We start from the raw sequence: 20,355 nt of genomic DNA on the forward strand, positions 1-20,355 counted from the left end.
TAGTATCGATACACAAAAAGCCACTCCTTATGGAATGGCTTTTTTATTTGATATATTATTCACTGTCCTCCGGTATAACAAAGGATACCAAAGTACCTTCACCTTGTTTACTTTGAATAAAAAGACCCTTACCATACAATTGCATCAGTCTTCGATGGGTGTTAGCCAGTCCGATGCCACTTTTAGCTTTCATGGTCGGTTCCAGCAACAACGCGAGCGCTCTATGATCCATACCTTGCCCATTATCCTCCACTTCGATCTTTACAGCATTGTTCAGACGTGAGATCCGAATATAAACGGTACCCACCTGTTTACGCTTGAGCAGACCATGCTTGATAGCATTTTCAACCAAGGGTTGGATGGTTAGAGGGGGTAACAGGATATTAATGTCTGGAGCTACCTCCCAAACAACGGAAATTCGTTCTGCAAATCGTGTTTGTTCAATATACAAATAAGATTCTACCAGCTCTAGTTCATGTGAAAGGTTCACGAGTTCTCCGATATTTAAAAAGTCAAAGCTGATTCGCAAAAAGGAAGTAAATGCAGTGATGAGCTCTTGCATCTTTTTAGTATCCATATCACTGAGTGCCGCAATAGAGTTCAAAGTATTGAACAAGAAATGGGGTTGTATCTGTGCCTGTAGATAAGCCGCTTCAATACGCACCCGTTCATTAAAAGAAATTTTCATCGCTGTTAAAGCTCGAATGCGATATTTGAGTTCAACTGCATCCACCGGTTTGGTAACATAATCATTTGCGCCGGAGTAGAATCCAGTGTAAATATCCTCAGGTTGACTGCGGGCAGTCAGCAATAGCACTGGGAGCTCATATAGGGAATAACGAGCGCGAACCTTTTGCGTTAATTCATATCCTGACATATGCGGCATCATTACATCACTAATCAGTAAATCCCAACTCTTTTTATCTAGCCAATCCAGTGCCTCTTGTGCTGAGTTCACTGTCGTAATGAGATAAGGTTCGTTTTCGAGAATGCCCTTTAGCACATTCAGATTAACAGGGTCATCATCTACCACCAAGAGATTCACCTTCGCATTTGTAAAGAGTGGCGGGATTTTGTCAGTGTGTTGATTAGTTTGTTCGGAAATCCCCCATTCAGCCATCTGCTTATAAATCTCATCTGGTGTATACGTTGTTATAGGTGAAACCTCTCTTACTATCTGTTCGCTATAGGAATCAGCAAGGGGTAGTGCAAAACTGAAAGTTGAACCTTTGCCGAGTTCAGAATGTATGCTCAAGCTGCCACCATGTAGTTCTACCAACTGCCTACTAATGCTTAGTCCCAGTCCAATTCCACGCCCGTCATTTATTCCGTGAGGGCCTTGCTCATAGGGGAGGAATACCCGCGCCATGGTCTCTTCGGTCATGCCTACTCCGGTATCTGTTACATATATAAAGACATGAGCGTCTTTTTCCTCAGCTGAAACAGAAACAAGTCCTTGCTCGGTGTATTTGAGCGCGTTGTGCACTAGATTTAATAATACTTGTACTAGTCGTTTCTCATCCGCAAGAATAGGAGGCATAGATTCTGGTATGTTCATGGATAGCCGTACCGGTTTGCCTTCAGTCATATATTGAAGCATATTGATGACTCCGGGAACCACCGATTGAACCAAAATAGGCTCCTGATGCAAAATAACGCGATGCTCTTGAAGACGTACTACATCCAGTAGATCACCAAGCATATGGGACATACGGCGGCTGATAGTAATCAGTAACTCCATATCTTGCCGGCTACTCTCGTAGAGTCTATCCTTTTCCTTCGTTATTATATTTTGCGCGATATTCATAATTCCATGAACTGGTGTTCGCAGCTCGTGAGAAGTATTGGCGAGAAACTGATCCTTGAGTTTGTCCGCTTTTTTCAGCTGCTCATTTAGCTCCATGTTCTCTTTGGCATTCTGAAAATACTTTTTAAACCAATAAGCTGAGAAGCCAACGATGGCGGCAATAATATCCACAGGATAGTAGACAATTGAATAATGGCCGTTATTATCCCACAAATTCCATAACAAATTAGAGATGATGGCTGCACCTGATATCAGTAGAAAAACAACATCTTTTTCATCTTGCCTTTTGAACAATAAGCGCCCCAAGCTATAAATTAACCAGATGAAGGGAATGTACTGAAACACTTGAATGATTCCCCAGTGAATCGATGTACTGACCAAATAAGCAGGAACGATAAATATAAATAAGGTATAAAGGAAAAGACACCACGTGTAAGCACGTAACCACTTGTTGACTTCGGCACCTGAGGTGAATTTCCTGAAAACAAGCAGAATAAAAAGGTTCTGCCATAAGAAGGCGATTAAGCGGATTTTTAATGACCAAGTGTAATTAATCGTCAGTAATGCTAAAACTAAATTGTCATTTCGGGCTAAAAGGATTACGGCTACAGATAATGTCATTAGCCCTACAAGAAACAGGGCACGTTCTTTAGGATTAAATAAATACAGAATACAGGCATACAGCCCATGTAGTAGCAGGATGATTGCAGTAAGTATTTGAAATCCAACGGTATAAAAATTTGTCCGGTTAACCACTTCCTGAGAGCCAAAGAAAATAGGCCCACTAATACCGCCTTTATAGGGGTGATCAAAGTTTGCTACCTGAATAAGTACATCTATTTCTGTCATATTTTTCGAAAAATATGATGCTGTAAATGAGGTGGTTTTTGGTGCATATGTATTGGCATCGAGAGAAACTGTCCCATTATTGAGAATAGGGGTACCGTTAATTTCCACACTGGACGCGGAATAAATTTGTTTGATCCAGAACGAGATAGGCTCCTGAAGCGGTTCTACCAAAATACGCAGACGGTAAGTCCCGTATCCATATGAAGTTGTCTGATCAGTTCCCATGGCGTGGTTCCAATTTCCGGGAACTTGAAGCGAATGGGTTAGCTTTGGTATAGTCGAAGTTTTGGACGAAACGAATTGCGAAGGATAGAAGCTCCATTCACCATCTAGCCTGATTAAGTTAGCCTTCTCCAGATCCTGACCACGTAAATCCAGTACACCGTTGCTAATCATAGGTACATTGTTGGAAACCTTAAATATGCTGAACCAAATGCAGCGTAAGCCAAAGAGAACGCTGATAAAAAGTAGAATGATAGTTAATTTATTTAGGATCGTATTATTTTTCATGAGAACATTATAGCAAATAATTCTAATCTAGATTCTAAAATGGATTTATTTATATAAGATGAGCAAATGCCAGCAATGATCTTAAAGGACAGTATAGTTATAATTGTTCTTTCTAAACAATAACTTGTAAATATTGTTATTATTAGAGAGGGAGTTTTCATCGCTAACAGGTCAAAATCTGCAACAGGTAATGCACTGAAAAGAAAAGGAATGAACCTAATGCCTAAGGAAGAAGTGTTAAAAGGCGGTAATGTAAATCATATAGTCCGTATGGCGAACACTGTTCGCCGCCCTATAGGTTATTGGAGTCCGAATGTACATGAACTACTCAAACATTTGGAACAACAGGGCTATGAGGGAGCACCAAAATTCCTCGGAATCGATGATTCTGGTCGTGAAATATTGACATTTATTTCTGGAGAAGTTCCAGGGAATAATTATCCAAACCTTGAACCGTATATGTGGACGGACGAAACGCTTGTGGGTCTGGCACACCTTATACGTCGTTTCCATGATGTGACTACAGTGTTCAGGTTCAATATGGAGGACAGATGGCAGCTTAGCTATGCCGAGGATGCCGAACATGAAGTGATCTGTCATAATGACGCAGCATTGTATAATGTTGTCTTTCAAAAGGAGGCTCCTGTGGCGCTCATTGATTTTGACATGGCAGGTCCAGGTCCGCGTATGTGGGACATTGCGTACACCCTTTACACATCTGTTCCACTTGCGAGTTTTGCACCTGACCATACTTCTGGAACCATAGTAGCATACCAATGTGAAATACATGCCGTAGAGCGACGTCGGCGAATTCATTTGTTTTTTGAAGCTTATGGAATTCCCGTCCCAAATAATCTGCGACAGTGGATTATACAACGTTTGATAGTACTGTGTGATACGTTGAGAAATGGTGCTGCTGATGGGAATCCTGCCTTTCAGAAAATGGTTGATGAGGGTCACTTGGCCCACTATGAGAGTGAGATTAGGTTTGTAACAGATCATTTCGAAGATTGGATATAAAAATCGGATATTCCGCTCACGGACAGGATCATTGAATAAAATTAAAAAAGTATACCATTAGAATTGAGGTCTGAGAATGAGTGTAAAACGAATTGTCACAAATATTAAAACGCAGAATGTTTCGGCAGCAAAAAGCTTTTACCAGGACGTACTCGAGCTTGATTTATTGATGGATCATGGTTGGATTGAAACATACGGCTTACTGGGGAAGGAGAACATTCAAATAAGCTTCGCATCACAGGGCGGCTCCAATACGCCTACTCCTGATCTATCGATTGAAGTTGATGATGTCGATGCAGTGTTTGAACGTATGAAGAGTGCTGGATATACGATAGAATATGGACCTGTTGATGAGCCTTGGGGTGTTCGGCGATTCTATGTCCGCGACCCATTTGGCAAACTTATCAACATCCTTGCTCATGGACATTAGATAAACGGTCACGGCGTGCAGAAATCTAGATCGTTAAACAAACTTGAAACGATAGTGGAGGAGCTTCCTATAGGGTAGCTCCTTTTAATTTTAAACTATACCAGCTAATAGCTTGTCAAGATTACCAGTAAAGTAAAGCCCAATCATATGTTATATTTAAAAGTAGGTAAGCCAAATAACCCCCCCCAATTGTATTGTATTTGGAAGGTTATACCATTGGTTTCGTATTAAGCAATCCGGTATTTTTTTTGTTTTTCATGATGGCATATAGCCAATGCACCAATTTATTGGCACATGCGACTAGAGCCACTTTATGTGGTTTTCCTTTGGCTCTCTTACGATTGTAGAATTCTTTGATTCGTATATTACGAGCGCGAATTAATCCGCATTGGACAGCCAAAACCAGCGCGTAACGCAACTGCCTGGAACCACGTTTCGTGATTCAATTTCGAGTTGCTGTAAACTTACCTGAAGCAAAGACACTTGGATCAATGCCTGCAAAGGCGACTAGCTTTTTTAGGATGATCAAATCGGTCGACTTCTCCAATTTCAGATAAAATTGTTGCCGCAATTTTATGCCCAATACCAGAAATCGACTGAATTAATTCATATTCTTCAATGTCTTCAGCCAGAGCATCTATGTTCTGTTCCGATCCAGTAATATGCTCTTGGTACTGAAGAATGAGGGTAATAAGGACTTTCAAATTGATTAAGTGGCTTGCATACATGGTTTGCTGAAATGGGTTTTGTTTTGCCGCAACTAGCAGCCGTTGCACCCGTTGGTTAATCCAGTCCTCTGAACGCCCCCGTTTTGAAGAAAGCAGTTCTTTCATCTTAGATTTGAGTGTGTTTTCATCCGTCTGTAATACTGAATATGAGGTTGGGAATTCACTTAAAAACTGTAATGAAATACCGGAATACATAGCTCCAAAGACACCTTTGTAAGCAGGAAAACCTGATCTAAAACAGCTTGGAATTGTAGTTTAGTCTGTACACACATCTTTGAAAGAGACTCATATTGTCTTGTGAGATAGCGCAGATTGAGAAGTTGCACACCTCTTTTCTTAAACGGTTCAAATTCTTCTTTGTAGTACAGCTCTCCCAATAGGTAAGCGTCAGCAGCATCCGTCTTTACTTTACGAAGTTGAGACTTCCTAAGCCGATTTGAGATGAGCGGATTAATAACAATATAAATATAATGATGTTCCTCTAGGAACTGAACAACGGGACTTTGATAGTGACCGGTTGCTTCTAGAATAAGCAAAGGACGTTGTTGAGATGCAAATTCAACTTCTGTTAAAACTTGAAGGAAATTTGCTAAACCATCTCGAGTGTGCTCGAAGTGGAATATCCCTTGGAATGGCTTTCCGCGCTCTAGAAAGGCTTGTCCATGGCTTTCTTCTTTAGAAATATCTAGACCGATAACTGGATTCATTTCATCTCCCCTTGTAAGTGTAGCTTCGCCGGCATCCCCTAAGGTTGATCTTCTTGTCGCTCCATAGCATCGCTTGTTATACGGGATCTTACGTCCCAACCAGCCTCAATCATGGTCATGACAAGTAGGGGTGAACATTATAGCTCTCGGGATCAAGTCCCACGGGCAGGTACGTTCGACCAGGCTATTTTAATCCTCTATGCAAATGAAAAAAGGATCAACCAGAAAGAACTGGTTGATCTCATAATACGAACGGGCAGGAGAGTTGAAGATCAAACGCGGGGAACCGTACCACAAATAAGGGCAAGTTTTTTTTGAATTCCTTGCGGCGTATGGGTTTGAATATATGTGCGTAGGTCACATTTCGAAGAAACAAGAGAAAGGTGCATCGGTTCATTTTTTGATTTGTAAAAAGGTGTATATGAAAGTAAACAGATATCTATTTTCAAGCATAAAATTGCCTCATAGAATTAGTCGTAAAGGGGCCGTTTGGAGCTTGGATAAAATGGACACTCGGATCAAGACCATGTACCAGACTTGTTAAAATCATTTAAACCTAAGAAATGGGGATGAAAGATGAAGCGAAGTCAGAGGTATCCAAGACGAAGTTCCTTGCTGTTATCATTTGTGTTAATCTTATCGATTGTTTTTTCTGTTCAACCATCAGTAGTGAAGGGAGAAGGGGATAGGTCGCCGAAGATTTCGCAGGGGCAGGAGGATCAACAGCCTTTACTTGAAGTTCCTAATCAGCAGGGACAACAAGAAAAGTCCGATCCTGATCTCGAGCAACAACCCCAGTCTAACTTAGAACAGCCGCTTGCCGCTGCTGCTGCAACAGGATATTTCCCACCAAATACCGCGGCATCTGGGAATGTGAAGAACATGGCCTTGCTTTATACTGGATATTACGGTGGACGAACGACATACGAGGGAAGAGAAATCGGCACGTATGACAAGAATACGCTTTTGCCCTATGTTGCGCACTACAACAGTAATAATGTGATGGATGACACCTTTTTCGATTCATTTCTATTTCTAGGAATCAACACATCTGACTATAGAGATTTTGGTGATACAGCGGACCCTGCCAAGTGGACCTATAAGGCGGATTGGGAATGGTATATAAACCGCATTTTCACCTCTAATCAACAGCTCGATGCCCTCAACCAAGCAACCCAGCAAGTTGCAACCACACTAAACCTAACAAATTACAAATCCAAAGTATATATTATGCTGCCTTATCCTAATAGCGAAATCACCAATTTCGGAGATGTCGATAACGACGGAATCAGCGAAAATCTGAATTCGATGCCTAGCAATATGACGAAGGTAACCAAATGGTATATCGACACCGTATTAAGCAGATGGAATCAAGCCCAATACAGCAACCTTGAATTAAAAGGCTTCTACTGGTTCCATGAAGATATTGATCCCGGCAATCCGGGTGAAGTAAATGCAATTAATAACTCTGGTAACTATCTTCATACGCTTGGTCTGAAACTTGCCTGGATTCCATACTTTGGTGCCGGACAAAGCAACAACCGGAATAATTATGCAATCGATTTTAGCATCCAGCAGCCCAATCACTATTTCGTTCCGGAGACTGATTATTCGAGAATGACGAATGTATCGACCCAAGCTCAAACATATAATAAGGGCATCGAAATGGAGTTTGACGAAAGAGCGATGTTCGACCCCGATTTTAAAAACAGATTCGATAATTACTTAATGGCCGGCGTAGAATACGGATACATGACGGGAGCGGTCAAGGGTTGGTATCAAGATATTTTTGGGATATACAACTTGTATAAAAACAAGAATAACAACGGTGTAAACGGAGTTTATGACGGGAGACAGATGTATGAAGATATCTACAAATTTGTTAAAGGAACGTATACCATTCCAGTTAATCTTGCAAGCGGTAAATCGGCAGTAGCCTCATCCAACCAAAGTTCTTCTCTATCCGCTGCTAAAGCTGTTGACAATTTGCCGGGTACACGGTGGTCAAGCCAACAGTATTCAAGTACAGAGTGGATTTACGTCGATCTCGGGCAAGCTAATAACATCAAACGCGTTAAACTTAACTGGGAGTATGCTTACGGCAAGAGCTACAAAATTCAAGTATCGAATGATGCGGTCAATTGGACCGATGTGTATTCGACAACGACAGGCAATGGAGGTGTAGACGATATAGGCTTTGTGCCTACAACGGCAAGATACGTGAGAATGCACGCAACAGAGAGGGGCACGAGCTATGGTTACTCTATTTATGAGTTTCAAGTATATGGAGACAGCGTCGGATCCGCTACTACAACAAATTTGGCGTTAAATAATACAGCTACGTCATCTTCCAATCAAGAGGCAGCTCTTTCTCCGAATAATGCGGTTGACGGTAACGTGACGACAAGATGGGCCAGTCAGTTTGCAGACCCGCAATGGATTACGATCGAACTTGGGCAAGCTTATAACATAAATCGAGTTATATTGAATTGGGAGCTTGCCTATGGCAAAGGCTACAAGATTCAAGTATCGAATGACACTGTCAACTGGATGGATGTGTATACGACAACGAATGGAGACGGGGGGATTGACGATATATTCTTTACTGCCGTAAATGCAAGGTATGTAAGAATGTACGGAACCCAAAGAGCTTACTCCTTCTATGGCTATTCTTTATATGAATTCCAGGTTTATGGCAAACCGAATCTAGCGTTAAACAAATCGGCAACATCCTCTTCCAACGAGACATCCACATTAACGGCCGATAAAGCGGTGGATGGTAATGTAACGACAAGATGGGCCAGCCTGTATTCAAATCCGCAATGGATCTATGTAGACCTCGGACAGGAAACCCGCGTCAACAATGTCAAACTCAACTGGGAGTATGCTCATGCTAAGGGCTATAAGATTCAGGTGTCGAACGATGCAACCAACTGGACGGATATATACATGACAACGAATGGAGACGGTGGTATAGACGATATCTACTTTGAACCGGTAAATGCAAGGTATATAAGGATGCATGCGACAGATCGAGGCACAGGCGACTGGTATTCTCTTTATGAGTTCGAAGTTTATGGCAGCTGATCCATTAGCATACGTAAAGCCTAATATGGGGTTCTCATCCCAAATAACAAAACAAGCCCATGCACGAAACACTGTGCCGGGCTTGTTTAGCTTGGACCCCATCACATGTCAGGCGGAATATATCCAATATCTCGGCTATTAGTTGACCGGATTTGCTGGTGGGCACGTGTCGGCGGGACTGCGTATTTGGAAAAATATGACAATCCCGCAAAGGATGGCTCAAAAACTTGCCGTTACAGACAGCGCGGTGAACCTTACCATAAGTGACGGCGAAAAGTTGAGTTGAAGGTTGAAGCTTTAATGCTAAATCTATCAGGAATAGTTCTCCATCATTTGATATAAATAATTTCGAAAGTCTTCAACATAGGTTTTGGGCTCTACAACTTTTAGATGAGTGCCGAAGCTTGCTAAAAGTTGAAATCCCATACGATTTTGTGGGACATAAATGGTTGCTAATAAAAATCCAGAACTATGGTCTTCAATACTTCTTCGACCATACCTTTCGATGATTTGATCTTTTATGCTAGGCGATATCCATGCCTTAATCGTGACGAATTCAGGTAGATAATTTGCTTCGTGTACTTGCTCTGACCAATCGTCTCTAGGATGAAACGCGCGTTCATCCATAGTAATATGATCGATCCGAGATAACTTGAAAGTTCGACATCCCTGTCGATGTAAACAGAATCCTTTCAAGTACCAACTTGATTCGCTAAAATGCAGCTCATAGGGCTCGATCATTCTATTCGTTACAGCCCCGTCTTTATCTGTATAATCAAACGAAACCAGCCTTTTCTTTAAAATGGATGTTTGACATGTCTTTAAGGTTTCAAGAATCTCGGACCGACCTTCCCATTCATAAAACGACAGTTGAATGGAACGATTCAGAGACAAAGGACTAACCATTGCCTCTATTTTTTTTATCGTTCTTTCAACTTCTTCAGTAAGGAGGATTTGTTCCAATCCGCCGAGCGCAGCTAATATATTCTGTAAATCGGAGCTGCTTAAAAGGCGTTTATCCACCTTGTATTCATCCATTATGCCGTACCCGCCTTTGACCCCAGTGATAGAGTAGATCGGGATGTTCGATAAGCTCAGTGTTTCCATATCGCGAAGGATCGTTCTTTTGGAAACATTGAATAGTTGTGAGAATTCCTTTGTAGATATAATCTCTTTTCTCAGCAATATCATGATAATCGAAATGAGTCTTTCCACTTTGTCCATAATTGCCCTCTTTTTTTCTACATGATTTCAAAATGGTGACACTAAGATGTCACCTTTTGTTCATTATACTACATGTATCACAAGAAGGAGGAATTGCAATGTTTAATCCAACCGATTTTCCCAAGCCCACCCTTATTTCAGTCAACGGTGTGGAACTCGAAGTCTTTGAAGCAGGCCGACAAAATTTAGGAAAACCTATTGTATTCTGTCATGGCTGGCCAGAGCATGCCTTTTCTTGGCGCCATCAGGTGCCCGCCCTTGTCGCAGCGGGCTACCATGTCATCGTCCCAAACCAGCGGGGTTATGGCAACTCATCCCGTCCGAGCGTAGTAACAGACTATGACATTGAACACTTGTCGGGTGATCTCATCGCACTTCTCGATCACTACGAATACGAAGATGCCACCTTTGTCGGTCATGATTGGGGTGCAATGATCGTTTGGTGGCTGACCTTATTGCATCCAAACCGTGTAAATAAAGTGATAAATCTGAGCATGCCTTACCAAGAGCGCGGAGAAAGACCCTGGATCGAGTTCATGGAAGAAATACTTGGCGGCGACTACTATTTTGTCCACTTCAATCGACAGCCGGGTATCGCAGACGCCGTATTAGAAGAAAATACATTCCAGTTCCTTCGCAACATTTACCGGAAAAACGAGCCACCCAGAGCGCCTCAGCCAGGTATGGCGATGATTAATCTTGCCAGAGCAGAAACACCACTCGGCGAACCCATAATGAGCGACAGCGAACTGGCCGTTTACGTCTCAGCCTTCAAATCATCAGGCTTCACGGCAAGTATAAATTGGTACAGGAACCTTGACCGCAACTGGCGCTTATTGGCGGACGTGAACCCAATCATCCAACAGCCTGCACTTATGATCTATGGCGACCGGGATGTGATCCCGAAGTTTGAAAAACTAACGAAGTTCGTGCCCAATGTGGAAGTGGTCAATCTGAATTGCGGTCATTGGATCCAGGAAGAAAAGCCGGAAGAAACAAACCAAGCAATTTTAAAATGGCTGGAACAATGGGAGATGTAGTTTTTTTCAACAACCAAGAAGAGTTTAACGATTGGTTAGAAGAACATCATACTGAAGCTAGTGAAATTTGGGTGGGCTATTTTGGGATAAGTACAGGGCGTGCAAGCCTTACTTGGTCTGCATCAGTAGATGCCGCTCTTTGTTTTGGGTGGATTGACGGTATACGAAAAGCCATTGATAAACAAAGCTATAAGATTCGCTTTACTCCGCGCAAAGTAAATAGTGTATGGAGTGCTGTGAACGTAAAGAAGGTAAAAGCACTAATACAGCTTGGAAAGATGAGACCAGAAGGAATGCACGTCTTTAACAACAGAACCGATGCACAAGGCTATTCCTCTGAACAAAGAAACGTGGAACTTGCCAAAGAATATGAAGAACAAATCAAGGCAAATCAAACAGCCTGGCTATTCTTCACTAATTTATCACCATCCTATAAAAGAGATTCTATCTGGTGGGTAATGAGCGCCAAGAAAGAAGAAACACGATTAAGAAGGCTTGGAATATTGATCGCTTCATCTGAAGAAGGGCTAAAATTTCAACATTGCAAAAAATTATTACAGAATAAGGAAATATAAATAACAAAAGAATCGTTAAAAGGATTTTTGGTACTGCATAAATCTGGGTCTATTGTTTCCCTGATCTTTAGGAGAGAGGAGCTACTGTATTTCTCAATCATTTAGGGTTTAATTCTCATCAAAAGTCAGAACGTTTTAAATGCGAGGCATAAATCAAATCGCTAAATGAAGAAGGGATGAAACAGCTCATCCAAAATCGCAACCCCCTTCATTTTTATGGTACAGCCGACCCTCATGATCTATGGTGACCGGGATACGGTCCAGAGGTCTGAAAACCTGACAAAGTTCGTGCCTAATGCGGAAGTGGTTAATCTGGATTGCGGTCAATGGATCCAGCAAGAAAAGCCGGAAGAAACAAACCAAGCGATTTTGAGATGGCTGGAAGAGCAGAATGATGCTGAATAGATTCGATTAGCAAGCAAAACTTAGAAAAACAATAAGGACACCCAAACAGGCAATGTCATTAAGTTAAGCTCAAAGGTAAGAACGGGAATAAAAATGGAATTCAAAACGGCATGGGAAAGCCCCGTGCCGTTTGTTTTTTACTTCACGCAAGGAAAAGGCGTATAACTAACAAAGCAGAAATACTGCAATAATTGAACAGGCGGAGAGAAAAGCATCGCTCTATGTTCTGTTCCAATCCAGTAAGATGCTCTTGGTACTGAAGAATGAGGGTAATAAGGACTTTCAAATTGATTAAGTGGCTTGCATACATGGTTTGCTGAAATAGGTTTTGTTTTGCCGCATCTAGCGGCCGTTGCACCCGTTGGTTAATCCAGTCCTCTGAACGCCCCTGTTTTGAAGAAAGCAGTTCTTTCATCTTAGATTTGAGTGTGTTTTCATCCGTCTGTAATACTGAATATGAGGTTGGGAATTCACTTAAAAACTGTAATGAAATACCGGAATACATAGCTCCAAAGACACCTTTGTAAGCAGGAAAACCTGATCTAAAACAGCTTGGAATTGTAGTTTAGTCTGTACACACATCTTTGAAAGAGACTCATATTGTCTTGTGAGATAGCGCAGATTGAGAAGTTGCACACCTCTTTTCTTAAACGGTTCAAATTCTTCTTTGTAGTACAGCTCTCCCAATAGGTAAGCGTCAGCAGCATCCGTCTTTACTTTACGAAGTTGAGACTTCCTAAGCCGATTTGAGATGAGCGGATTAATAACAATATAAATATAATGATGTTCCTCTAGGAACTGAACAACGGGACTTTGATAATGACCGGTTGCTTCTAGAATAAGCAAAGGACGTTGTTGAGATGCAAATTCAACTTCTGTTAAAACTTGAAGGAAATTTGCTAAACCATCTCGAGTGTGCTCGAAGTGGAATGTCCCTTGGAATGGCTTTCCGCGCTCTAGAAAGGCTTGTCCATGGCTTTCTTCTTTAGAAATATCTAGACCGATAACTGGATTCATTTTATCTCTCCCTATAAGTTTAGATTCACCGGCATCCCCTAAGGTTCTTCTTGTCGCTCCATAGCATCGCTTGTTATACGGGATCTTACGTCCCAACCAGCCTCAATCATGGTCATGACAAGTAGGGGTGAACATTATAGCTCTCGGGATCAAGTCCCACGGGCAGGTACGTTCGACCAGGCTACCTTAATCCTCTATGCAAATGAAAAAAGGATCAACCAGAAAGAACTGGTTGATCTCATAATACGAACGGGCAGGATAGTCACAATGAGACTTTGAGACTTGGTTTGATTCCGGATAAATAAAAGTTGCAAAAAGGAAAAATATTGCTATACTAAGTTTAAACGTTATTTTAAATGATATTTAAAATGTTGTTTAAATCAGGGTAAATATACTTGGAGGTTGCCTATGGAGACAGACAAAAAGTTGGAAACAAAAGAGAAGATTATGCGTGCCACACTGGAGTTGACCAAACAAGAAGGCTTTGAAAGGATCACTATAAAAAAAATTGCAGAAGCCTCAAACACGAATGTCGCTCTAGTTAACTATTACTTTGGGTCCAAAGAAAACTTGTTTAGCGAGTCCATCAAATTGATATTGAACAGCTTTCAGCATACCTTTGCCATACTTGACGATTTCTCTATATCCTCACGGGATAGATTGAGGCAATTTTTACTAGATTATTTGCAAGTGATCCGTCAATATCCCGAATTGCTCTCCAGAATCATCCTGATGGGCAATACCGTTTTCTCCTCGCAGCATGAATATGGATCATTTTTGAATCTATTGGGGTTTCCTAAGATACAAAATACTTTAAGAGAGTTAACCGATGAACAGCAGCCAGAGCACCTGATGACCATGACGATGCAGATTTTTGGAGCGCTTTTTCTACCAGCACTTATGAGTCCTATTCTAGAAACAGGAGCTTCCGTGAAGATTGCACCTATAGAGGAACAGATTGATTTGCTCTTTGCAAGATACTTTCATTAATAAACTCAGATTGAGGTGATTAAATGAATTTTTTGAGAAAATATTGGCAGGATATAGGACTATTCATTGGCATTGTTATATGCATTTATCTTCTAATGAACTGGGAAACAATACCGCGGATAAACAGCATATTATGGTTAAGCTTTGTGGCGATCCTTCTTCATCAGTTTGAGGAATACCGCTGGCCAGGGTACTTTCCAGGCATATTCAATATAGCCCTGTTTAAAAGTGAATCCCCTGACAACTATCCGTTAAATAAACAGTCGGCAATGATTATTAATGTGGTCATCGCCTATGTGTTCTACTTGCTCCCTGTATTCTTCCCGTCAGTAGTATGGCTGGGGATGGCACCTGTTTTAATGGGCTTTTTCCAAATCATTTTCCATGGAGTCGTCATTAATATAAGAGCAAAAAGCATGTATAATCCAGGATTAGTCTCCGCAATTATTGTACATTTACCGGTGGGGATCTGGTACATCAACTACTTATATGAGCATCATTTAATAACCCTCTCAGACTGGATTTGGAGCGCAATTTATTTTGCCATAGCTGTTTATATTTTAATAGTGAAAGGAAATACATGGATGAAAAACAAAAACTCCATTCACAAATTTTCGCAAAAACAATTATGGTCTTTTCGTAAGTAGGTCCTCATAACCCACCAGAAGGTCCAGTTGTTATAACTCTTGATGTAAAATTAGATGGGTTAATGTAACTGAAATTGAAGGATGATTATTTTCTCAACTAACGGGAAACGTTAGTTCAATAACACACAATGATGAGTAGGTGCTTCGTATCCTGCTCTTTTTTATTAAGCTAACGGGCAGTTTAACACAACAAATCGCCACTTCTGATATACTTTTTATTAAAGCATTTAAGGTGGTCGGATGATGTTAAATAATTATTTGGATAAAACATTAGAAGAACTTGAAGGGGAGACTTGGGGTGAGCCACAGTATGGCTCAAACCTTGTTGTTAGGTGTCATGAATTACGAAGAAAACCGTTAATGGATTTCTCAGTCGAAGATTTAAGAATAATGATTGGACAAGGTTTCAGTTTGAAATATCTTGTTCCAATTGCTCTTAGGTACTTGGCAGACAACCCATTTGTCAGAGGAGATTTTTATAAAGGAGACTTGTTGGTATGTGTAATAAACATCGAACAGACTTTTTGGGACTTAAACCCCGAAACGTATGTTGAATTGGATTCAATTATAACCGATGTTAAATACACAATTGAAAAGTTACTTCCATTGGTTTCCACTTATAAGACTTCAAATCACTGAACTAACGGGGAACGTTAGTTCAATAAACTAGCGGCTGTCTAAATAGTTCCGAGATTCTGCCCTTTACAAGGGGGCATCGTTATTGGACGATAACAGAGAGGGTGTATTCATGAATACACCCATCAGGGTGGTAACGCGAAATCAACTCCGTCCCTTAAGGGAGGAGTTTTTTTGTGTTCTTATAAATGATTTTAAGAAGGATTAATTATGTTCCAAAAAATCTATGCATTCGATCGAATTCTGAGCCAGAATATGTTTATTGCTGTAAGGACTTCTTGCCGAAAGAAGGGGTATTCAGGTGCACTGGTATTTGAGTTAAGTTTTCTTCTTTTTGGGAAGATTGCTTGTTGATATCAAGTTATCAAGTTTAATAGTATTTCACATATTTCATAAGCTCAGCGATTCCTAAAAACTGCTTCATTAATTGACTATTTAATTTTTGTAACGCAAGCTCGAATGTCAATTCTACTTTTTTATAGTTTTGTGTCTCTATTTCATTCAGGAGTTGTTTCATGTTCTCGATATAATACACGGTTTTCCTTAAACTGCTGATCAGTATAATCTTTCTTAATTCCGTTATAGTATAGACCCTATAGCCGTTGTCTTTATTTCTGTTAGAAGTAATAAGGCCTTCTTGTTCCCAATGTCGAATGGCTGAAGGCTTAACACCTGCCATTTGTGCAACTTCACCAATAGTCATTGCATTTGTGACCTCTAAATCGTTGTATCTTGATAAATCTGCATTTCGGAACATGCGTAACACATCCTCTAACCTATGCTTTTCCGTTTGTGTATTATGCTGTTCCTGATTGATTGACCAAAGTGCATCCTCAATTTGCCGAGCTTTAATCTTTCTCATCACATCGTACACAACTGGAATCTCATATCCTTGTAAAAGTGCCCGAATCGTAATAAAAGCTTGGACATGAATGTCTGTATAACACCGGCGATTGCTAGGAGTCCTTGGGACTTCGGGAACTAAGCCTTGATCTTCATATCTTCTTAATGTAGTGGTACTTACATTTAATTTCTTAGCTATCATTGTTGGTGTATAATTATCTCTCATAATCGTCATCGCCCCAGAACATTAAAGTTAAACCTTCAAGTGCTACAACAACATTAAATCTAATTTAATTAGATATATCAAGGCTTAGTATGGGATAAACCGAAAGATTGCATGAATGTTATATGATATTTTTATAAAACAGTAAGGAGAGGATTGTTTGAAAAAAATCATACGATTAACCAACCATTCAGCAATAGAAGTAGGATTGACAGGAGGATCAGATCGTCCAACCATTATGTTACCTATCGCTAAAAAATCCGTGTACAATCAGGAGGCAGAAAATCTAAAGCTATGGGGCGTAGATCCTGAATTAGGTAAACATTTTGTTGAAGGTCTCGCGGATACGTTTCAAGTGCTTTATTTTGATTATGAAGGTCATCTCTTTCAACATCCAGTGGACAACTTAACCGTAGACCATATTGTGAAGGATCTGCTCCTCATTGCTGATGAAATGAACGTTAAGAGCTTTAGCTACTACGGTTATTCCTGGCTAGCTTTAATTGGACTACAATTGGCTATCAGAACAAATCGTCTGGAAAGCTTGGTCATGGGAGGTTTTCCGCCTTATAATGGTCCCTATCAAGAGATGCTGATTGTAACTCAAAAAACACATACCCAAGCTTTGAATAATCAAAATGAGGTAGCTGAAAAAAGCTCCATTGAAACAGAGAATCCTAATGAGATAGACTGGGACAACATCAAAGTATCAATGGATACCCGTGTAACAGCTCAATTTGTTGCCTTATACGAGAGCCTCACTGCTTTTGATGATCGTAGTATTCACCAATTGCTTAGTCTTCCAAAATTAGCTTTTGCAGGAGAAAATGATACTATCGTATATGGTGAGAATTTTGGAAATGTTACCGTTGATATTGCTGGGATATTAAAGATGAATTCGACGAAGCTGTGTGATTTAGGTTGGGATGTTGAAGTGCTAACGGGAAGCCAAATGGATCATACAAAAGCTATGCAACCAGCCGTGGTAATACCATTAATTAAGCCCTGGTTTATAAAACAATTATGAATACAGACTGGACTGTAATTCGGGAGTAGTTGTACCCAGCTGTAAATGAAAGTGAGAGGGTTACAATTAACAAGCTTATTTTGCAAGTAGCATCATCGGTTTTAGCATTTAGTTTACTCGTTGCCTGTAACCATCAACAAATCAACTCATCTACTCAGGAACAAAAACCATCAGTGGTTAGCTTATTTCCAAAAAACGATCTCATGGATTCTATTGTAATTGACGCAGTAAATGAGGATAAATCAATTCGGGCGGAACAGCAAACGGAAAAGGGAACATTATTGATGATAGCCAAAGGTAGAGAAGAACTTGGGCATTTGGTCGTATCGAGCACGATGGGACAAGAGGGTGATCAGACGTTTCAGAGTAATTACTCTATTATCTACAGACAGGGAGATCAGGACAAAGTCTTAATGGAACTACCCAATTACTTGTTTTTCCGACCATCCAGCAAAAAAATATCTTTTGAGAAGCTGAGTTTTAAAGAAGCTGAGGTTTACATCCTTACTCCTCAATATCAAACAGGTCATGGCGTGGAAGGATATATTTTCGCGATTGATAAGCAAAATGAAGATGTATTCCCATTAGAAATCGTAAAGAAGGATCAAGTCTCGAAAACACTTCTTTATTCAGAAGCTGAGCCTTTACCGAGTGTCGAAAATAATATCTTAGTAGTCCATCCACCAGTTGGAGCAGGTACACAAGAAGCAGATGCAAAAGATATCTTTTACAAATTGGATTTAAACAATAAACGGTTTGTGGCTGAATAGCATGATTTGAACAAAAAAAAGGTCAGTTCACGAAATCGCGGAGCGTCTATGCTTCTATCATGAAGCTGCAGCAATTCCTCTATAGTTTCTACTTTTAATATATTGGCCGGTGTTGCCCTTTATAGGGTACACTGGCTTTTTTCATAGGAATCAAAAGGATAAGATCACACGTCATATTATTGGCATTGAATGTCGAAGCTTATGAAGACATAAAATGATTTCCCGCACTAGTACATAAGAAAAAAACTTTTTTGCAACCAAAACCCTTCTTTTCTTACTTTATAAGTGAGGCCTTAATCAAACTGAACGGAAGTGATGGAGTGGACGATAGTGAAATCATACAGCTGTACTTTGCCCGCAATGAAACAGCAATAGAAGAAACATCCAAAAAATATAGAAATTATTGTACCAAGATTGCTCATAACATTCTGTCTAATTTTGAAGATTCGGAAGAATGCGTGAACGATACCTTTCTAGGAGCGTGGGAAACGATACCGCCGAAGACGCCTGCTAAGCTCTCATCTTTTTTGGGGAGGATCACACGAAATATCGCGTTAAATAAACACGATTATTACATGGCCAAAAAGCGGAATAAAACATTCGATACGATTCTTGATGAATTAAATGATTGTTTATCCTCTCCAGACAATGTCGAAAGTCAATATGAGGAAGAACAAATCGCTGAATCTATAAGCAATTTTCTGCTGAAGATTAATGAAGATCATCGGAATATTTTTCTGAGACGTTACTGGTATTCCGATTCTTTGGCTGATATCGCAACTCGATTCTCAATAAGTGAAAGTAAAACGAAATCGGTTCTTTTTAGAACACGAAAAAAACTCCAATTATACCTTATGAAAGAGGGCTATATCCTATGAATAATAAAGATCTATTTAAGACTATTGGTTATGTAGACGGCAATCTGGTAGAAAAGGCCAACACAGCGAGGCGTACTAATAAGAGAACATATGCGAAGTGGGGAACCATGGCTGCTTGTGCTGCACTTGTGTTAGGAGTGGTCATTTATACATCTCCTCTAAAGACATCATTAACGAATTCACCACAAATCTCGCAGCAAACGCCCGTTTCAGCTCCTACCGGAGTTCGGAAAATTTTAAATTACAACGGATTTCGTTATGCATTCGTAAGTGATGGTGCTCAGTTTAAGTTCACAGGAATGAAGCCTGAAAAATCACTTGGAACCATAGATTTTGATATTAACCAAGAGATCGGGAAGAACAATGGAGGAGAAGTTGTAGAAAAGGATTTTTCGTCTACGTTCGCTGTTGGAGGTAAGTTATATGAAATTCCGACGTACCCATCCCAATTCCGCATCGCTGTTAAAGTTGAGGAGCATTATTATTTGGCAGAAATCGTGGCGAAGACTAACGATTCTACGATGACCGCTAAGGAATATCTGGATATGTCTAATCTAAAAGAGCATGCAAAAGATATCCATGTTCTTAATCATGTGGGAAATGACGTGTTAAAGAAAATGACAGATCATGCTTCTGTGGAGTCTATCATTGATGGATTGTACAGCGCAAAAACAGCTGATTTAAGTAATAAAGAATACGAGGCTATTGCAGAGGCGCAATCCCAAGGAAAATCGTATCAGTTAAAGTTCAACCTCAAGGACGGAACCTATATGGGCATGTATATCATTCCTGAATTAAAAGTCGTATCTATGGGAGATGCTTACTATCATTTGCCTGACACCTTTTTTGAACAATCTGGAGATCTTTTTTTAGGGCTTGCACAAGATGTGTTGCCGCTTTACTAAACTTAAGAAGATTTGATTATGTTTAAGAAAAAAGTAA

At 40.3% G+C, this 20,355-nt stretch carries 17 protein-coding genes and 1 pseudogene; 13 read left to right on the top strand and 5 right to left on the bottom strand.

Annotated elements, in window-relative coordinates; all coding sequences use genetic code 11:
* Positions 1–55: 55 nt before the first annotated feature.
* On the bottom strand, positions 56–3,052 hold the full coding sequence (locus H70737_RS14290; RefSeq protein ID WP_231573451.1) for a hybrid sensor histidine kinase/response regulator: 2,997 nt from the start codon (positions 3,050–3,052) through the stop codon (positions 56–58).
* 333 nt (positions 3,053–3,385) lie between these two features.
* On the opposite strand from H70737_RS14290, the gene H70737_RS14295 reads away from it, so the two are divergent.
* Positions 3,386–4,186, top strand: a complete 801-nt coding sequence (locus tag H70737_RS14295) for a phosphotransferase (RefSeq protein ID WP_052404287.1) — start codon at positions 3,386–3,388, stop codon at positions 4,184–4,186.
* 76 nt (positions 4,187–4,262) lie between these two features.
* Complete coding sequence (locus H70737_RS14300) at positions 4,263–4,616, top strand: VOC family protein (protein WP_042188233.1); 354 nt, start codon at positions 4,263–4,265, stop codon at positions 4,614–4,616.
* A 208-nt stretch (positions 4,617–4,824) separates the two neighbouring features.
* Here the strand turns inward: H70737_RS14300 and H70737_RS14305 are convergent.
* A pseudogene (locus tag H70737_RS14305) lies at positions 4,825–6,051 on the bottom strand (IS110 family transposase).
* 576 nt (positions 6,052–6,627) lie between these two features.
* Here H70737_RS14305 and H70737_RS29815 point away from each other — a divergent pair.
* Positions 6,628–9,138, top strand: coding sequence for a discoidin domain-containing protein (locus tag H70737_RS29815; protein WP_052404288.1), 2,511 nt, complete (start codon positions 6,628–6,630; stop codon positions 9,136–9,138).
* Positions 9,139–9,450: 312 nt separating this feature from the next.
* Here the strand turns inward: H70737_RS29815 and H70737_RS14315 are convergent, their stop codons facing one another.
* Complete coding sequence (locus H70737_RS14315; protein WP_042188235.1) at positions 9,451–10,362, bottom strand: helix-turn-helix transcriptional regulator; 912 nt, start codon at positions 10,360–10,362, stop codon at positions 9,451–9,453.
* A 98-nt stretch (positions 10,363–10,460) separates the two neighbouring features.
* Here H70737_RS14315 and H70737_RS14320 point away from each other — a divergent pair, with 98 nt between their 5' ends.
* The 3 genes from H70737_RS14320 (at position 10,461) to H70737_RS30330 (ending at position 12,382) form a co-directional block, all read left to right on the top strand.
* Positions 10,461–11,402, top strand: coding sequence for an alpha/beta fold hydrolase (locus H70737_RS14320; RefSeq protein WP_042188236.1), 942 nt, complete (start codon positions 10,461–10,463; stop codon positions 11,400–11,402).
* Positions 11,378–11,977 (top strand): YdeI/OmpD-associated family protein, encoded by a 600-nt coding sequence (locus tag H70737_RS14325; RefSeq protein ID WP_231573452.1) that lies wholly within the window; start codon positions 11,378–11,380, stop codon positions 11,975–11,977. The genes H70737_RS14320 and H70737_RS14325 overlap by 25 nt, the downstream gene beginning before the upstream one ends.
* A gap of 234 nt (positions 11,978–12,211) precedes the next feature.
* Positions 12,212–12,382, top strand: a complete 171-nt coding sequence (locus H70737_RS30330; protein ID WP_197071291.1) for an alpha/beta fold hydrolase — start codon at positions 12,212–12,214, stop codon at positions 12,380–12,382.
* Positions 12,383–12,856: 474 nt separating this feature from the next.
* On the opposite strand, the gene H70737_RS14330 is transcribed toward H70737_RS30330, so the two are convergent.
* Positions 12,857–13,399 (bottom strand): IS110 family transposase, encoded by a 543-nt coding sequence (locus tag H70737_RS14330; RefSeq protein WP_231573453.1) that lies wholly within the window; start codon positions 13,397–13,399, stop codon positions 12,857–12,859.
* 408 nt (positions 13,400–13,807) lie between these two features.
* Between H70737_RS14330 and H70737_RS14335 the strand changes: the two genes are divergently transcribed.
* The 3 genes from H70737_RS14335 (at position 13,808) to H70737_RS14345 (ending at position 15,675) form a co-directional block, all read left to right on the top strand.
* Positions 13,808–14,389, top strand: coding sequence for a TetR/AcrR family transcriptional regulator (locus H70737_RS14335; protein WP_042188238.1), 582 nt, complete (start codon positions 13,808–13,810; stop codon positions 14,387–14,389).
* Positions 14,390–14,412: 23 nt separating this feature from the next.
* Complete coding sequence (locus tag H70737_RS14340) at positions 14,413–15,036, top strand: HXXEE domain-containing protein (protein WP_042188240.1); 624 nt, start codon at positions 14,413–14,415, stop codon at positions 15,034–15,036.
* A 240-nt stretch (positions 15,037–15,276) separates the two neighbouring features.
* Entirely contained in the window at positions 15,277–15,675 is a 399-nt protein-coding gene (locus H70737_RS14345) for a contact-dependent growth inhibition system immunity protein (RefSeq protein WP_052404289.1), read from the top strand.
* Positions 15,676–16,042: 367 nt separating this feature from the next.
* Here the strand turns inward: H70737_RS14345 and H70737_RS14350 are convergent, their stop codons facing one another.
* Positions 16,043–16,741, bottom strand: coding sequence for a MerR family DNA-binding transcriptional regulator (locus H70737_RS14350; RefSeq protein ID WP_042188244.1), 699 nt, complete (start codon positions 16,739–16,741; stop codon positions 16,043–16,045).
* Between the two features lie 157 nt (positions 16,742–16,898).
* Between H70737_RS14350 and H70737_RS14355 the strand changes: the two genes are divergently transcribed.
* From H70737_RS14355 to H70737_RS14370, 4 genes are all read left to right on the top strand, one after another.
* The gene (locus H70737_RS14355) at positions 16,899–17,765 is read left to right on the top strand and encodes an alpha/beta fold hydrolase (RefSeq protein ID WP_042188246.1); all 867 of its coding nucleotides are present in this window, start codon (positions 16,899–16,901) and stop codon (positions 17,763–17,765) included.
* A gap of 29 nt (positions 17,766–17,794) precedes the next feature.
* Positions 17,795–18,535 (top strand): hypothetical protein, encoded by a 741-nt coding sequence (locus H70737_RS14360; protein WP_156113111.1) that lies wholly within the window; start codon positions 17,795–17,797, stop codon positions 18,533–18,535.
* A 320-nt stretch (positions 18,536–18,855) separates the two neighbouring features.
* Positions 18,856–19,413 carry an RNA polymerase sigma factor gene (locus tag H70737_RS14365; protein WP_042193899.1) on the top strand — a complete coding sequence of 186 codons (558 nt, stop codon included), beginning with the start codon at positions 18,856–18,858 and terminating at the stop codon, positions 19,411–19,413.
* Positions 19,410–20,318: a hypothetical protein gene (locus H70737_RS14370; RefSeq protein ID WP_231573454.1), complete on the top strand. Its 909-nt coding sequence runs from the start codon at positions 19,410–19,412 to the stop codon at positions 20,316–20,318. The genes H70737_RS14365 and H70737_RS14370 overlap by 4 nt, the downstream gene beginning before the upstream one ends.
* Positions 20,319–20,355: the final 37 nt, after the last annotated feature.

The organism is Paenibacillus sp. FSL H7-0737 (assembly GCF_000758545.1).
Lineage (GTDB): Bacteria > Bacillota > Bacilli > Paenibacillales > Paenibacillaceae > Paenibacillus_AQ.

Bases quoted from the DNA above. Each gene is read 5' to 3' on its own strand.
- H70737_RS14290 (WP_231573451.1), bottom strand. From the start codon at position 3,052: ATGATTAGCAACGGTGTACTGGATTTACGTGGTCAGGATCTGGAGAAG.
- H70737_RS14295 (WP_052404287.1), top strand. From the start codon at position 3,386: ATGCCTAAGGAAGAAGTGTTAAAAGGCGGTAATGTAAATCATATAGTC.
- H70737_RS14300 (WP_042188233.1), top strand. From the start codon at position 4,263: ATGAGTGTAAAACGAATTGTCACAAATATTAAAACGCAGAATGTTTCG.
- H70737_RS29815 (WP_052404288.1), top strand. From the start codon at position 6,628: ATGAAGCGAAGTCAGAGGTATCCAAGACGAAGTTCCTTGCTGTTATCA.
- H70737_RS14315 (WP_042188235.1), bottom strand. From the start codon at position 10,362: ATGGACAAAGTGGAAAGACTCATTTCGATTATCATGATATTGCTGAGA.
- H70737_RS14320 (WP_042188236.1), top strand. From the start codon at position 10,461: ATGTTTAATCCAACCGATTTTCCCAAGCCCACCCTTATTTCAGTCAAC.
- H70737_RS14325 (WP_231573452.1), top strand. From the start codon at position 11,378: ATGGCTGGAACAATGGGAGATGTAGTTTTTTTCAACAACCAAGAAGAG.
- H70737_RS30330 (WP_197071291.1), top strand. From the start codon at position 12,212: ATGATCTATGGTGACCGGGATACGGTCCAGAGGTCTGAAAACCTGACA.
- H70737_RS14330 (WP_231573453.1), bottom strand. From the start codon at position 13,399: ATGAATCCAGTTATCGGTCTAGATATTTCTAAAGAAGAAAGCCATGGA.
- H70737_RS14335 (WP_042188238.1), top strand. From the start codon at position 13,808: ATGGAGACAGACAAAAAGTTGGAAACAAAAGAGAAGATTATGCGTGCC.
- H70737_RS14340 (WP_042188240.1), top strand. From the start codon at position 14,413: ATGAATTTTTTGAGAAAATATTGGCAGGATATAGGACTATTCATTGGC.
- H70737_RS14345 (WP_052404289.1), top strand. From the start codon at position 15,277: ATGATGTTAAATAATTATTTGGATAAAACATTAGAAGAACTTGAAGGG.
- H70737_RS14350 (WP_042188244.1), bottom strand. From the start codon at position 16,741: ATGAGAGATAATTATACACCAACAATGATAGCTAAGAAATTAAATGTA.
- H70737_RS14370 (WP_231573454.1), top strand. From the start codon at position 19,410: ATGAATAATAAAGATCTATTTAAGACTATTGGTTATGTAGACGGCAAT.